The organism is Thiohalobacter sp. COW1, from assembly GCF_016629505.1.
Classification (GTDB): Bacteria; Pseudomonadota; Gammaproteobacteria; order Thiohalobacterales; family Thiohalobacteraceae; genus Thiohalobacter; species Thiohalobacter thiocyanaticus_A.
This window is the reverse complement of sequence record NZ_AP024239.1, coordinates 66342-81765: the sequence shown is the minus strand read 5'-3', so window position 1 is coordinate 81765 and position 15424 is coordinate 66342. Positions and strand designations below refer to the sequence as shown.

The following is a 15424-nucleotide window of genomic DNA, read 5'->3' as shown; positions in this document are numbered from 1 at the left end:
GCTAAATCCGGTCAAGCCATGCGGTCAGTGCTTCCAAAGAACCCAGCTTCTGCTTGGTGATGTTGGCAATATCAGAGGCGGATATAACAACCACCGGGTGCCCGTCCTCATTGAGCTCTTTGTAGGCAGAGTCGGCCAAATATGACGTTGTGACCAGTATCCCGAATTGCCGATGCCGCAGTCGCGAAATAAGCCTGGACAACTCCTTTACGCCAACCCCATGCACATCGGCATAACACTTTGCTTCCAAAGCAAACTCGACATCAATATGTCCCACCGATGCACCTATGCGGTACGTTCCTGTGGCGTCCCTCCCTCCATCACGCCACGGGCGGGTCAATTCCCACTGATGTATATCTGGGATCACGAGGCGGGCAATCTCCATCGCACACCGTTCAAAATCGGTCGGCCGTTCCTTGTAACGCTGGTATATTGCGGCTACAAGAGCCTTGTCCTTGGCGTCCTGGGGAAGCTGCTGGCTTTTTGTACGCCTTGATGATGTGGGGCTGGATTTCAAGGCACGGAGCTTGCGCGCCTTTACCCAGTCGAGCCAGACCTTTGGTGCGTGGGGTGACGACGTTGGGTTGCCTTTCTGTATATCCGAAATCCAACGACGCGATACTGTTGCAACATCAAGGACAGTGAAGCTGGCCTTGTAATTCTGGAATCGTCCACGATCTCTGGTGGTACGCCAGACCGCAACCAAATCCTCATCTGCACTCATGCCCTCAACTCCAGGTACCGCAAGCCCCAAAAACTGGACATCGCGATACTGGCCGGTGCTGCCAAACAAAAATATTGGCGGGAAGTGTTGGGTATATTGGTGGTTGTGCGCACAGTCGAAAAGGCTTCGGAGCATCGCATTACCTTGACGCGGCGTTTTGTGGAGATCACCTGGTTCGTGCTTGTCTCCGTAATAGGTGAAAACACCGGTCTCGCGATTCAGAGAATCGGGCCAGTTGATATCACTGAAATTGGTCTTCAGTACCAGCATATTGAGCGTGTCGGTGTCGGGCCGTTTGCCAAGATGGCGAAACCCTGCACCGCAGTCGACACCCATCAACGCAGGAAGTGGGTCATCGGATGCATTTCCATTACGTGAGCCGCCATACACCTCATCGACGACCAAGTCCACTTCAGACAGATTACTGTCTATCATGCAGCCTTGCTTTTCCTGATTATGTCAATCTGCGCAATCCGCCTGAAAATGACCTCCATTACGGGCGAGCAGACGCCATTACCACAAAGCTTAATCTTGTCACGGCGGCTACCATGGTTGAGCTCATGCACCAAACCGGCACCCATCGCTTTCAGGAGCTCAGGCGGCTGCAACATCCGAAGATAAGGCGTCTTGCCCTTCCAGGTGACCAAGCCGAATCGATCAATTGTCGTGACCGTCCGCAACGGCACATCAATCGACTGCCAGCCACCGGCGTAATCCGACCCGTAATAGACAACGATGAATGGAACACCCTCCCCAAGCTCGGCCATTGCACGTTCGGCACGCTCAAGGGTTGGTTTGGCCCTGCCTTTCCTATACAGAGGCTGGCTCGCGTATTTCCCGGACCAGTCGATAATCGATGCGGCGTCTTTTGGGGTCCTGTTATGGATGTCCAGCAGTTCGTCCCTGCTGATAGACAAGCCGTGCCGGCTGCAAACCAAGAACATGCGTTTACGTGACTGGGGAGCCCCGAAGTCGGCGGCATTCAGGTAGAGATCGCTGACTGTATAGCCAGACGACTCAACCGTCCGTACGAGCTCGTTGTGGCGATCCCACTTCTTCATGCGATTCACATTCTCGACTATCAGCCAGCGCGGTGACATCGACTCCAGCCATGGAACAATCCCTATTGCCGTCTCACGGCTTTTCTCACAGGCTGGGCGAGCACCACGAGCGATCGAATGTGATGTGCATTCCGGCGAGGTCAGGAGAACATCTGGTTTGTAGTGCTTTGCCAAATCCTCAGGGGCGAGGTCATCAATGGGCGAACAGATCACCTTGGTATCCGGAAAGTTGTCCTTGTAGGTGTTCGCCGCGACATCCCAGGCATCCACAGCCAGTATCGGCTTCGCGCCAGCCCGAACCGCGCCGCGGGCGCCAAAGCCCCCCCCACAAAAGAGATCAACAAACTTCATGGGAGCTGTTTTTTCAATATTTTTATGCATATCATGTACATAAGCGATACTATATATTAATTGCCAAGTTAGCAGAAGTCCGAGCAACACACCAGGCTTATGGATGTTCTGAGTCCCGAACAACGCAGCCGATGCATGTCCCGTATCCGGGGGAAGAACACCAAGCCGGAGCTGGTGCTGCGCAAAGCCCTCTGGGCCGTTGGTTTACGATACCGGCTCAGGAGCAACCTCCCCGGGCGCCCCGATATCATCTTTCCTGGCAAGAAGGTGGCCATCTTCGTCGACGGCTGCTTCTGGCATCAGTGCCCAGAGCACTTCCAGGCACCCGAGCACAATGCGGAGTTCTGGGCCAACAAGATTGCCAGAAACGTGGAACGTGACCGGCAAGTCGACCGGCAACTAACCGCAATGGGCTGGCATGTCCAGCGAATCTGGGAGCATGAAGTGCGTGATTCGCTGGACGCATGCGTCTCACTGATCCGAAGCCTGATCAATGAAACGCAGACCTGATGCGCAGGTGTACTCGGCACTCAACCAATATACCTGAACCTCTTGGCTGCACAACTCAGATTCCGCCTCTGGGAGCACCATCCAAGTGTGCAGCGCCGGAACGGTACGTCCTAGAAGACGCATTCCAGCCTACTCTGACGACTCAATGACGCTGCGCAGATAGCTCACCGGCCCGTCTGTACCAATCACGGTCAGGTGGCTCCTCGCGCGGGAGAATGCGACATAAGCCAATTCTTCCGTCAGTGCTTCAGGGACGACCAGCACCACCACTGGGCTTTCCAGGCCTTTGAACCGCCGTATCGTGTCAACGGTTAGGGTTGAATGAGTTCCTCTATTCCCCGCCTCGTGGACCGGATAGGCTCCCAAGCAGTTGTCTTCGATGAGCTCGTCCCGGACGCTTCGATTCGGTACCAGAACAGCGATTGATTCCGGATCGACCTTTTCATGGCGGACAAGCTCGGTCACCTTCTCGGCTACTGCTTTTGGGATCCTGGCAGGTTCAACCACAAACCACTCAGGTTCTGTGCCCTGCGGGCCCGCAGCCTGGATAGCAAAACCCTCGTAGAATGCCGATGCCGTAGCGTGTATGGCTTTCGTGTTCCGTAGATTCCGGGTCAGACGTATGGGCAGCAATGATGCGTCGCCGGGAAGTGACGGCACACTCCCGTATACTCGCTGATTGCTGTCAAAAAAGACATAAAGATTGCTTCCCGGTGAGGGTTCCAGAAGAGCGTCGATCGCAGCCCACCAGTGACTCATGAAGTCCTGGCCCTCGTCCACAATTATCGCGTCAAATCGGATATCATGTCTCAGCTCTGCAGAGTCCGCGAGCAGTGAAGGATATATATCGTCAAACAACTGTTCCGATGACTCGCCCTTGGGGATATCCATTCCCGCCTCCTTCGCCATCCAAGCGCACAAACCATGGAATGTTTCGACGCGAACAGAGACACCCGTGAGCAATTCGGCAACGGCTGTCGCAAGCGGTCTGTTGTAGCACACGAAAAGTGTGGCCATCCCGACATCTGCGCAGCGACGCGCCTTCTCCACCGCAAGGATTGTCTTTCCTGTACCCGCGGCGCCCGCAATTGCCGCTCTGGGCAGGCTGTCAAGCATGGAGAGGATGTGGTACTGCTGCGTTGTCAGGTAATCCTGTACTCTGGCATCTTCACGGAGAGAGGGAGCGAGTGAGGTTCGCAGCCTGAAAGGTTTGGCAAGCAGCCTCTCAAGTACCCGGATGCCATTATCCCCGAGCGGCTCCTCTTTCGTGGTGGAGGCACCGCCCAAACGCTCCTGTACCCAGTCGGGCAAATCACGTTCAAATCGATCTGCGAAGCAAAAAATGCCTCTTGGCATATCGGCACCGAGGTCCGAAGAAGAAGGCAGGCAGTCCGGCAGGATGACACCATGCCTTGCTCTAATGTAGCGACCGCGCCATGCCGTGTCCTCTCTGAGCTTACGTAACAATTCGTGTTTTGACGTTCGGGCTTGTGCAACCGGATTTTTGATGTTGTGCCTGCAGCCATAACGATCTACAGAAAACCAACGTTCCTCCTCAGGATTGTACTCAATTCCACCCCCTTTTACTTCGATGGCCAGCATCCCCCTGTTAGGGTGCGCTACGACGAAGTCACATTCACCATCGATTTCACGTCCGTCCCAGGTCAAACCCAGCCACGGCCGCGAGTAGAACACCACATAACTGTCATCAAGCGACGAGGCTAATGCCATGTATACCCGTACTTCGGAAGAACGAAGCGGATTGGATAGAATCTCGTCCGGCAGCTCCCGCGGCCACATCCTAGCCATTCAGTCCCCCTTCAGTATTGATGTAAAGAAGCCTATCTCTGGTGCATCCGGCGTACCCACCAACATCGCTCGATCAAGCAGGCTGTTAAACTCCTCACAGGATGTTTCAGGGGCCAAGAGGCAGGCGTGACAGGCTGCAAGCGACAATCCCTGGGCGGTGGCCATCGCCCCCTCGATGCACAGTGGATCTGAAGAGCACCATTCCATTGCCCTTATCGCGGCATGAAAGGTGCTGCCGATGCGCTCCGGCATCCCTTCGCGCTGCAATCCGCCAAGCGTGCCATCAGCGTCAGTTGTGGCCGTGTATATCAGAAGTGCAGCCATCCCAGGTTACTCGTCGTCACCTTCACTGACATAAAGCCGCTCACGCAACGATGCGCTTGAGTAGCCGCAGGAGAGCGTCAGTTGCCGCATCAAAGCATGCGCCAGCGAATGCACAAGCAGTAGGCGTGGGGTCACAATTCTTGGAGGCCGTCCGGCGCCGTACCGGTTTGTCCACTCTGCAACAGCACGTTCATCAAGCACCGTTGCCCGCCCTTGCACTACGTCCTGCTGTTCCCATGAGTTAACGGCTGAAGTGTCCAGCTGGATGAACACCCCCTCACCCCGCACCTCTATCGCGGGCAGCCAATCGAGATTACCACGAGAGATCGGCGCAACATTGCTGTCTTCACCGTCGGGTGGATTGATTCTAGTGAACCCTCGGAGAGCCCGAACCTCCCTCAACCGCACAACGCGGACCACCTTAGCAACCAAGCTGCCGAGTTCCGCGGGAACCGTCTCTCCCCGTGTCTCGAACTCCCTGTCTGGAAGACCCTGCCCGGACAGTCCTAATGTGAACTGACGGTATTCCTCGCCTCGGATATCCGTGCCACCTTCTTGCGCCAGAATCCGGACCCTGTTCTCTATTTCTGCTGCAAGCTGCTCCGGTGTCATGTGCAATTCGTCCAGGACGACCCGCAGTTCTCCCTGTGCAAGCATCCCGATGAACTTGGCGCGATCCGATGGCTCAGTGTTTACCAGCGTACCCCAAAACATTCCAAGCGCCTCCTGCAACTGGTCAGACCAGGGGGGTATGCTGAGGGCCGACTCTACAACAGGGAAATACAGATTGGAGGCGCCGCGCTGCATTGCACGAACATCGCCCTTGCATCCATCCACCCTTGTGCCAAGCCAATGGCTGTATCCACCGCAACTGTGACTTTCCCACGTGGACTGATTGAATACTCCGTCCATCGATCTTCGGGCGCCACATTCCGGGCAACTTACGATAAGGCCCGCCAACCCTGGCCCTTCGGATTTCAGCCTCAGGAATCCCTTCTTCCGTGGACAGTCCGGTTTGTGTCCCACCCACCAGTGCCAGGGAAAGTCGTCAAGATGACCTTTATCGCAGGCCAGAACAAAGCGTACAGGAATGACGTAAACAGGTTGCGTCCCTGGCTGCTTGTTGGTACATCTCGCACAGCGGCGTCCAGGCTTGCCAGGATCATCTGCCCACTTTTCAACAGGTGCAATCCGGTCACATTGAGGGCATTGAAGCCAACGCGGGAAACGTACCCCAATCAGCCGTTTGCGATCATCCGCACTCCCTGTGTTGTGGACACCCAGATCTCCCAAGCTCACTGGTGGCAACCGGAACCCTGCAACACCAAGTTTCTGCTGTAGGCGTGGCTCTCGTGTGCTTTGAGGATTTGCCAAACCAGCGGGGCCAAAATTGCTGTCCCACTCCTCAAGTCCCGCGACCACAACCGAAACCGGTGCGCCACCAGCCCGAAAATCGACCACCGCACCTGGTCCGAATGTGGACGCCACGGCACTACGGCGCAACATTCCTATATCATTTGCCATGACCGTCCTCCTGTGCGCCCTTGTTGGGATTACGAAGCGCCGGCACCAGTCTGAAAGGCGTGGCCGGTTCAACGTTCCGCATGTTATTCAACGTCGGCCATGCGGCCCCTTCACTCCAGCCCATTGTGCGTTTCGCGGCAGCACGTTCAGCGCTTTGCAGCAATGATTTCCTTGGTGCATAGTCGTTCCAGTATTGCTCCGGTTCTCTAGCCTTCCAAACCTCAACCAAACGAAGCAGTTCCGCCCGCACATCAGTTTCCGTCTCATCCACATCCCTTGCTCTGGCTGTGATTTCGTCAACAATCCGTCTGACATCTGCCTCGTTCGTTGCATCAATCCTCGGGGAATCCAACATGCCCGGCACCATGTGCTGGCATAGCGCAACAAGAATCGCATGGAGAGCCCGATCACGCGCACGGGATGCAAATGGAGTTACGCTCGTCGCCTCAACATCGCGGTACAATGTCGTATGCCAAGTGCGGAACGTCTCGAAGTGTGAGCGGTCCCTTGCCTTTGCATTGTTCAGAACGGCAACCACAAGCCCCGGGACACTCCCCCTCCCTACACGGCTGGTAGCCTGGATATATTCAGATATCCCCTTGGGCTGACCATTGACTACCATCAGTCCGAGGCGTGGTATATCGACGCCGACACTCAGCATGTTTGTGGCAAGCACAGCGTCCACCGTGCCCGGCTGATCGGCGGGCACCTCCAGCATATCGAGCATCTCCCGGATCTCCGCCTGTGTTCTTCTGGATGTCAGCTCTTGAAGGTTCTCCAACCCCCTGGGGTTCTCACTACGGCGTTTCGCAAGCATCTTTACTGAGTCAGTCACGTCGTCCTGCATCAGTACCAGTGCTCCCCCAAGCTCACGCAACGAGTTGAAGTATGAAACCAGGGTTCCATAGTGATCACGGCTGGTGCTGTCGGACAGGGAACCGGCACTTTGCAGCAAAGACGCTGAAACCGCCTGCAAGGTGAACTTGGCAGAACGCCCAGCAGTTGTCACCGCTGCATACCTCCGGCCTGGCGCACGTTGCGTTACCGGCTCAGCAACTGCAAATCCGGAGTCATCAGAATCTATACCTGAAGGAGGGAATTGACACAGGTCCCGATTAAACAGCGCCCTGACCTGTTCTGATGCACGGCGTATGGTTGCAGTGGAACCAATGATCTTTGGCCGCCTGTTCTCCCTGGAGAACATAAGGTCAATTGCAACTTCATAGAGGCCGGCTACAGTACCTAACGGCCCCGATATCAGGTGAAGCTCATCCTGGATCACAAGGTCGGGCGGCGATCCGGAATTCACTGCGAAAAGCCTGTTAATCTCCTTTTTCCTGACAATTTGTGCAAATTTGTCAATTGTGCCGATGAGCAAAGTCGGGCGCTCGCGGTAGATGTCATCGTCCACTGTCCACACGGGGAGGTGTGACTCGTCGTGAAGAATGCACGAATCATTCACGCATCTGGCCAATATCGCTTTGCGGTTATCATCAGCCTCCCAACGCAAAACCGTTCCACACGCCGGGCATACTGCAAGTTGTTTTGGCGATGAGACCTCCATGCTGCCCTGAAGAGACTTGCGAGCATCATCGTAACGGTTGGGGGTTGCGGCATCGCCCGCCCAGAGCCCGATTGAGAAGGGAGCCTGCCCCAAATTAAGCCCTTCCGGAACATCCGACACACGCCCACGCCGAATTGTCTCGCAGGCGAGGATTACAGCGGCAGCGCGTGCGAACTGTTGGGTAGTGAGCAGCCGCAGCGTATAACGCATGACAGCAGCCACCCCGGCTTCATCATCCCCCCCTAGAAGTCTGCGGTGAAAGGCAGTAAACGCGACGAGACCGAGATAGGCCTCCGTTTTTCCCCCACCGGTGGGAAACCAGAGCAGGTCCATAACCGCCCTTTCAGGTTCTTCCCGGCTGGCGATTGATGGAATCGAGAGCAGGATGAATCCCAGCTGGAATGGACGCCAAGTGAAGCGGCCCTGACTTGGTTTGCCGCGGCCCCAGGTGTACTGAAGCCTCATTGCTATGAACGCGAGCTTTAGGGCCTGCCATGTTCTTTCATCACTACCAACTAAGCTCGCCCCGGCCAGCATGCGTCCCTTGACTTCGCGGCACTGACGCAGATTATCGTTTGCTACATTCCGCATATCGGTGGGTAGCATATGTACCGTGGCAGACTTAAGATCGATCCAGTTCCCGTATGCTTCGACAAAGCCCTTGAGGCCTTGCACCAATTGTTCTCTATTCGCAGCAATTAACCATTCCAATGAGAGGAGCGGGTTCTCGCCTGACAGGAGAGATGCAAACACTTCATGACCGGCACTGCTGACGGCCCGTACAACAGCTGTTGGTATCCAGGTTGAGCCAACCCACGACGGGACTGAGCCGTCCTCCGGCTCATCCCACTCGGCAGAGCATGTATGCCCTGCCGCGAACTCCCGTGCATTTCGGTACAGTAGTGCAAGGGACTTGTCTTCATCATCAATGACTGCGCGACGCGATGGCCTCGCGACGAAAATTGTCCCTTCTGCGGTCTCCACCCGTATTGCTGTTTGGAACAGCGTTGCCCGCTCCCGGCCGGCCCGCCCCTCTGCGGAGTCGGGAAGTGAATCGTTCACAAGAGTTACCGTGACCAGTCGATTCTCGTCCCACGGAACGGAACGGATATGGACGCGCACGCCTTCAGGCATATCTGCATCCGTCAATGCGGAAATAGGAATACCTGTTTCTGAAGAGGCAGCCAGTGGAAAACTCAAAGGCTCATGTGGACAGATGATAGGCCCGATCCTGATGTGATGGTGCCGCCGTTTCCATATAGCAGTCTTGCCGCGAGAAGCATCCGCGGGATCGCAGGCAACGTCCGTTTTTACATAGGTGCCAAACGTGACAATAATGGAAATAGTGGGTACATGCGGAGGCCCCGCATTGACCGCAAAGGACAATCCAGCGACCGACGGACGCATCTGATTCGCCGGTGGTACTTGTTCCTCTTCAGGGTCCGGCCCTTCTGTATCCTCCCCGGCTCCGGCAGCGGCCAGTCGGTCATCCTCTTCCCCGCTCATTACAGACTGCTTCGGCCAGAGTATGCCTGTGAGATATACATCGGATGGTCTGGCATCCTGGAGTTCTTCAAGCTCCTCGAATGGCCCCATCAGGTCCTGCGACAAACGTTCGAGTATAATGTCCCTGTCCACATATTCCTCCGGGCAACCGATAGACTTACCACTTTTTCTTGTGTTTCTGGAACGGAAAACTCACGGTGGTGAAACCGATCACCACGGGCGCCAGCATGATCCCACTTTCAGACCACGGATAATGAAGGCTTTCTCTTTCAGCTGAGTCGGGTGCGACAATGAGAGAGCATATCCCCACTATCGAAAGATGAAAAATCTTGTCTGGAGGACGTATCTTGCGGGACTCCGATCGCTCGGCAGACCGACGACCAATATCAAACATATCTTTATTCACTTGGTCGGCAAGAAATGCCAATGGCATTACGTCATCAGTTTCAGGTGTTATCGCGTAAGCAAACTCATTCTCATGCTGCATAATTGCGCGCGCATGAAGCGGAAGTTCAATACGCCTGAGTCGCTCCTGAGCTCGCTGCACATCCGATGCTTCCGAAAACCGCTTTGTGCCAGCTACGCCCGTTGCGTCGATGTCGCCCTCGTGTCCAATTTCGACCTGGGCTCGTGGGAAGCTTCCAGTTGACTTCAGCTTTCGGAACACCCGCCCGGAGGAGTCCAGGCTTTGATAAAAACGCTTGTCGCCTTCTCCCACGAGCAACTCAGTTTTCGCACGTGTAGCTCCCACAAAAATGACTCGAGTTTCCTCGTCCAGGTCGCCGGACTCGGAAGCCCCGCGGGACGGTGGGATCATCAGGTGTACTGTTGGTGCCTCGCGGCCCTTGGACGCATGGATTGTCCCCACGATCGGGCCAGACGTGCCGAGGTCCGGCACGCAAAAGTCTGCAGGGGGACGATTTCGGCCAAGCACGGAGGTCAATCTGGCCATATCCACAAGGCTGGCGGTTTTCCCCCCGTAGCGGATTAGAGCCGCCCATGCCGCCTCCTCATCACCGTGACACCCTGGCATTCGTTTCCACAGCTCTGAAAAAAGCTGGCGCGAAAGAGTCGGTTCGACATGTTCAGCGAGGCAGAGTGCCACCCATGGTTTAATACAGATGGGCAGTCCGGACATGCGGAGGCGGTGAGCGACACCACGTTGCCTGAGCTGTGACGACGCAAATAACGCTTCGCCCCGGCGACGATACAGTATCAACAGGTCGTTGCGCTCTCGCAGCTCATCACTGAACTCTTCATCCGGTTCGCCGTCGGCGAGCTGCTTGATGGTTTCAGCCACATCGCGGAATCTGCTGGCGCTATCCGACACATCCTCCAGCACACGCTGGCGCACGTTTGAGAATATCTGAAGAAGTCGCTCCGAGTCAGTACGAAACACCTGACTAAGAGCCAGATGATCGAATGCGCTGTCCGCACCGGCTTTTCCAAGTCGCTCAATGAGCGTTTCGCTACCGGAGACTTCGTCAACAACATCATCGGAGGAGAAGCCGTAAATGGACTGTGCACGGTCGGCAAAGATGGTAACACCACACTCGTCATGCAAATGCTTCAGAATCTCCTCCACCAGTTCAGCCCGTATACCCACGATGTCCTGGGCTTCGTCAATAATCAGATGACGAATCGAACCCACGTACTCCTGAACTTCAGGATCCTGACGCAACGTGTCCGTGAATTGGGCAATGTTGGAGTCGTAACTCCCATCCAGCCGTGCTTCGGGACTGAAACCGGAATGCAGACTCCATGCATGGGAATCCAGAGTCGCGATACGGACAGAGTATGCATCCTCGGGATCTTCCATGTACGTGGCGATGCGCTGCCGAAGTTCGGCGACAGCAGTACGGGTGAAACTGATGAGCCAAATATCAGAAGGTTCGCAGCCTTCAGCATCGATAAGGTAGGCGACCCGCGCGCAGGCTACCGCGGTCTTGCCAGTTCCGGGGCCTGCATCGACGACAAGCCTGTCCGTTGGCAGGGCAGTGATAACGAGTTCCTGGTCACTGTCCCATGTCTGCATCGAAGCTTTGTCGTCCTTCCTTGATTTCAACATCACACCCAACAACGTTTGCCATATCCACAATGTGTTTCATGGAATGACTGGATCATCGAATCACACAACGGGGTCGAGAAGTCTACCCATCAGCGAACTGCACAGAAAAATTCCGCCTCCAACCTATCTGAATTATCCATAGACTCCCGAACTATGCAAAGGAAACATGCGGCCCATGCTAGGCCGCCTGTTCCATCGCAGTACTCCCCTTGACGAGGCAACCCCTTCTGATAGGTGGCTCTGTGTCGCCCCAGGGAAGGTACTGCTGTCTCCACATCAGGCCACACTCGACTCCACCCGCTCCCTCATCGGTGTCCCCGACAGCCACTGGGACAGGCTCTACCGCCCCATGTTCGAGGCCCTGGCTGGGTTCGTTCAGCAGCTGCCCGCCTCCGAAGCACACCACCATGCTGGACCTGGAGGCCTACTGAGTCATGCTCTGGAGGTCGCCCTTGAGGCGATGAAGCTGCGCAGGGGTGCGCTCCTGCCACCGGGGGCATCCGCTGAGGAGTTGGCACGCCTTCAGGATGTGTGGACCTACGCCTGTGTCAGTGCGGCATTGCTTCACGACATCGGAAAACCACTCGCTGACCAGCGGGTCACCCTGTTTGGTGCCGACCATGCGCCACTGGGACAGTGGAACCCTACCGACGGGCCTATGAGGCTGCCGGCCCGGTACTACCGGGTCGAGTTCGTGGCTAGGCGGCGGTACCGGCGCCATGAGCGCCTGACGCCACTCCTTGCGGGGCATATCGTTCCGGTTGAAGGCCTCCGCTGGCTCGCCAGCGAGCCGGAGGCCATGGATGCCTGGCTGGCTACCCTGCAGGGCGATTACGAGGAGGCGGGCCCGCTGGGTGCCATCGTTTCCAGGGCCGACGGCCTGTCGGTGGCCCGTGACCTTACCGGTGGTGACCGGGTCCGCATGCCGACAGCACGGACAAAGCCGCTGGCCGACCGCCTGATCACCACGCTGCGGCATCTGCTGGCACAGGAGGAGTTGCCCCTCAATCGACGTGGTGCTGCCGGCTTCCTGGTAGGCGAGGATCTGTGGCTAGTCTCGAAGCGGGTCCTGGACGCCATCAAGGAGCACCTTGCCCGCGAGGGCCAGACAGGCATCCCATCACGCAATGACCGGCTGATGGACGAGCTGCAACAGCATGGCCTGCTCATCCCCAATGACGAGCAGGCGATTTGGACCTGCGAGGTCAGAATCGGCGATTGGGCGCATCGGCTCACTCTGCTCCGGCTGGAGGCCTCGACGGTATGGCCTGACCCGGAGCGCCGGCCCGCGCCACTCGAAGGCTCGGTGACGCCTGTTGCCGGCAGCACCGAAGCTGAGGTTCCCGACTCGGCTCACGAACACCAAACTGCGGAAACATCCTCCACCACAGCGCCTGCCGGCTCCGACCGACAAGAGGTGGCGCCCGAGGTTGATTTCGACGACCTTCCCCTGCCCTATGACCTCTCAGCGGCGAAAACGCCCACCACTCAGGCAGCCTCAGCATCTGCTGAAGCCGTTCATCCTTCAACAGACGCGCATCCCACGGCTGGCGACAAGGCAGCAGAGGACGACGACCCTGGCCGGCGATTTGTCGCCTGGCTCAAAGAGAACATCGCCAGCGGACGGGTGGAGATCAACACGGCCCGCGCCCGCATTCATGTCCTGCAGGAGGGGCTTGCTCTCATCTCCCCGGGCATCTTCCGTGACTTCGATGGGGCGTGCTGGGACAAGGCGCAGAAGCGGTTCCAGAAGCTGAAGCTCCACCTCAAGCGCCCCGACGGCACCAACATCTGGACCTGCCGCGTGGCCAAAGATCGTAAGCAATCGCGCATCAAGGTCATGCTGATCCCGGAGCCGGAGAAAGCCCTGGGTGTGACACTACCTCCCCCCAACCCCGCAGTGACCCTGTTGACCGAGGATGGCGGTAACTCGAACTCAAAGGAGGCGGCAAATGGCCAAGCTGTTTGATAACCGCCTCCGACCCGCCGTCGAGCTCCTGCCTGCGACGGTGCTGACCGGGCTTAGTGGGATTATTTTCCTGCAGCCCGACACCATCGCCCCCATGATGCCCGGCGTGGCCACCACGACCGCTGGACTGTTCGCGGCCGCCGCGGTTTGGCGCACGGTCCAGGCAGCCCGTGTGCTGGCCTACCGCTCGCGCCTGAAGCGCCTGCCGCGCTGGGTGCTCCGCGGCGACCAGATCCCCTGGTCCACCTCCCGGCTTTTCCTCGGACGCGGCTTCCGCTGGGACCAGCGCCACAGCCAGCGCCTGGTGGAAGCCCGCAATCCCGAGGCCCGCAAGTACCTTGAGCCGGGACCGATCTACCGTATGGCCCGCGCCCTGGAGCTGAAGTGGGAGAAGCAGCGCCTGCTGCGACGGCTGTCGAAGCTCACCCGCACCAACGCTTGGTGGAACCCGGTACGCCCCCTGCCGCCATTGGGCGGCGATGCCTCGCTCCACGGCGTCGGGCTTGAGGACGAGGACGACGCTTGGCTGCCGTTGGAGGAGCGTCCGGGGCACACCCTGGTGCTGGGCACCACCCGCGTGGGCAAGACACGCCTGGCCGAGCTGCTGGTCTCCCAGGACATCCGCCGCGGCGAGGTGGTCATCGTCGTCGACCCCAAGGGTGACCTGGACCTGCTGCGCCGCATGTTCGCAGAGGCGAAGCGCGCGGGCAGGCTCGATCGGTTTCACATGTTCCACCTGGGCTTCGCCGAGGTCAGCGAGCGCTACAACCCGGTGGGCGAGTTCGGCCGCATCACCGAGGTGGCCACCCGCACCACCTCACCGCTGCCCGATCAGGGCAACTCCGCGGCCTTCAAGGAGTTCGCCTGGCGATTCTCCAACGCCGTCGCCCAGGCCCTGGTGGGGCTCGGGCGCAAGCCCGATCTCAAGTCCCTAGGCCGTTACGTCACCCACATCGAGCCACTGCTGGTGGACTACTACAAGCTGTGGCTGGACCAGAACGGTCCGGAGGACTGGAAGCAGACGGTCGACCGGATGGCGGCCGACGAGGAGTTCCCCAAGCGCCTGCCCAGGGAACTCAAGAGCCGCGACCGCTACGCCGCGGCGCTGGTGACCTTCTACAAGGAGCGCAATCTCTACGATCCGGTCTGCGACAGCCTGAAGAGCACGCTGGAATACGACAAGACCTACTTCGACAAGCTCACCGCGAGTCTGCTGCCGCTCATCGAGAAATTGACCTCCGGCAGTGTCGGCGAGCTGATCGCCCCCGACTACGACGACACCAGCGACCCGCGCCCGATTCTGGATTGGAACAAGGTGATCCGTGAGGGCGGCATCGTCTACGTGGGGCTGGACGCCCTCTCCGACGTTGAGGTGGCCCATGCGGTGGGCAACGCCATGCTGGCAGACCTGACCTCCATCGCCGGGCGCCTGTACAAGCACGGCCACGCCCACGGCCTGCCCGGTGACGCAGGCCGCCGCCCGGTGATCAACATGCATCTGGACGAGTTCAACGAGATCGTCGGCAAGGAGTTCATCCCGATGGTCAACAAGGCGGGCGGCGCCGGCATTCAGGTGACCGCCTACACCCAGACCGCCTCCGATGTGGAGGCAGGTATCGGCGACCGCGCCAAGGCGGGCCAGATCTTCGGCAACTTCAACAATCTGGTGATGCTGCGCGTACGCAATGAGGAGACCGCCTGCCTGCTCACCGACCAGTTGCCCAAGGTGCGGGTCTACACCAAGATCGCGGAGAGCCGTACCACCGACAACAACGACCCGGACAGCCCGGTCGACTTCACCTCCCAGAACGCCGACCGCCTCACCGAGACGGAGGTCGATATGCTGATGCCGGCCGATCTGGTGAGCCTGCCCAAGGGACAGGCTTTCGCCCTCATCGAGGGCGGACGACTTTACAAGCTGCGGCTGCCCCTCGCCGGCGACGACCCGCTCCTGCCCAAGGACATGAACGCGATTGCCGAGTGGAGCCGCGATCGCTACGGAGCGGCCGCATGA

The 15424-nt window shown here is 58.1% G+C and carries 10 protein-coding genes; 3 read left to right on the top strand and 7 right to left on the bottom strand.

Annotated elements, in window-relative coordinates:
- Position 1: 1 nt before the first annotated feature.
- Positions 2 to 1159: a restriction endonuclease gene (locus tag COW1_RS00325; RefSeq protein ID WP_201345020.1), complete on the bottom strand. Its 1158-nt coding sequence runs from the start codon at positions 1157 to 1159 to the stop codon at positions 2 to 4.
- Positions 1156 to 2166, bottom strand: a complete 1011-nt coding sequence (locus COW1_RS00320; protein WP_201345019.1) for a DNA cytosine methyltransferase — start codon at positions 2164 to 2166, stop codon at positions 1156 to 1158. The genes COW1_RS00325 and COW1_RS00320 overlap by 4 nt, the downstream gene beginning before the upstream one ends.
- A gap of 69 nt (positions 2167 to 2235) precedes the next feature.
- On the opposite strand from COW1_RS00320, the gene COW1_RS00315 reads away from it, so the two are divergent.
- On the top strand, positions 2236 to 2646 hold the full coding sequence (locus tag COW1_RS00315; protein ID WP_201345018.1) for a very short patch repair endonuclease: 411 nt from the start codon (positions 2236 to 2238) through the stop codon (positions 2644 to 2646).
- Positions 2647 to 2775: 129 nt separating this feature from the next.
- Here the strand turns inward: COW1_RS00315 and COW1_RS00310 are convergent, their stop codons facing one another.
- Genes COW1_RS00310 through COW1_RS00290 form a run of 5 tightly spaced genes read right to left on the bottom strand, consistent with a single transcriptional unit; the run spans position 2776 to position 11408 of the window.
- Positions 2776 to 4446, bottom strand: a complete 1671-nt coding sequence (locus tag COW1_RS00310) for a nuclease-related domain-containing DEAD/DEAH box helicase (RefSeq protein ID WP_255534328.1) — start codon at positions 4444 to 4446, stop codon at positions 2776 to 2778.
- 9 nt (positions 4447 to 4455) lie between these two features.
- Positions 4456 to 4779 (bottom strand): hypothetical protein, encoded by a 324-nt coding sequence (locus COW1_RS00305; RefSeq protein WP_201345016.1) that lies wholly within the window; start codon positions 4777 to 4779, stop codon positions 4456 to 4458.
- A gap of 6 nt (positions 4780 to 4785) precedes the next feature.
- Positions 4786 to 6285, bottom strand: coding sequence for a DrmB family protein (gene drmB, locus COW1_RS16950; RefSeq protein WP_242466554.1), 1500 nt, complete (start codon positions 6283 to 6285; stop codon positions 4786 to 4788).
- Between the two features lie 7 nt (positions 6286 to 6292).
- Positions 6293 to 9505 (bottom strand): helicase-related protein, encoded by a 3213-nt coding sequence (locus COW1_RS00295; RefSeq protein WP_201345014.1) that lies wholly within the window; start codon positions 9503 to 9505, stop codon positions 6293 to 6295.
- 25 nt (positions 9506 to 9530) lie between these two features.
- A complete protein-coding gene (locus COW1_RS00290) occupies positions 9531 to 11408 on the bottom strand; it encodes a UvrD-helicase domain-containing protein (RefSeq protein ID WP_201345013.1) in 1878 nt (625 codons plus the stop codon).
- A 199-nt stretch (positions 11409 to 11607) separates the two neighbouring features.
- On the opposite strand from COW1_RS00290, the gene mobH reads away from it, so the two are divergent.
- Entirely contained in the window at positions 11608 to 13410 is a 1803-nt protein-coding gene (gene mobH / locus COW1_RS00285) for a MobH family relaxase (RefSeq protein WP_370590878.1), read from the top strand.
- Entirely contained in the window at positions 13394 to 15424 is a 2031-nt protein-coding gene (traD, locus tag COW1_RS00280) for a type IV conjugative transfer system coupling protein TraD (RefSeq protein ID WP_201345011.1), read from the top strand. Before mobH ends, traD begins: the two co-directional genes overlap by 17 nt.

What these genes read in the sequence shown, in the direction of transcription:
- drmB (WP_242466554.1), bottom strand. Translation starts at nt 6,285, where the DNA reads ATGTTGCGCCGTAGTGCCGTGGCGTCCACATTCGGACCAGGTGCGGTG.
- COW1_RS00320 (WP_201345019.1), bottom strand. Translation starts at nt 2,166, where the DNA reads ATGCATAAAAATATTGAAAAAACAGCTCCCATGAAGTTTGTTGATCTC.
- COW1_RS00290 (WP_201345013.1), bottom strand. Translation starts at nt 11,408, where the DNA reads ATGCAGACATGGGACAGTGACCAGGAACTCGTTATCACTGCCCTGCCA.
- mobH (WP_370590878.1), top strand. Translation starts at nt 11,608, where the DNA reads ATGCGGCCCATGCTAGGCCGCCTGTTCCATCGCAGTACTCCCCTTGAC.
- COW1_RS00315 (WP_201345018.1), top strand. Translation starts at nt 2,236, where the DNA reads ATGGATGTTCTGAGTCCCGAACAACGCAGCCGATGCATGTCCCGTATC.
- COW1_RS00310 (WP_255534328.1), bottom strand. Translation starts at nt 4,446, where the DNA reads ATGTGGCCGCGGGAGCTGCCGGACGAGATTCTATCCAATCCGCTTCGT.
- traD (WP_201345011.1), top strand. Translation starts at nt 13,394, where the DNA reads ATGGCCAAGCTGTTTGATAACCGCCTCCGACCCGCCGTCGAGCTCCTG.
- COW1_RS00305 (WP_201345016.1), bottom strand. Translation starts at nt 4,779, where the DNA reads ATGGCTGCACTTCTGATATACACGGCCACAACTGACGCTGATGGCACG.
- COW1_RS00325 (WP_201345020.1), bottom strand. Translation starts at nt 1,159, where the DNA reads ATGATAGACAGTAATCTGTCTGAAGTGGACTTGGTCGTCGATGAGGTG.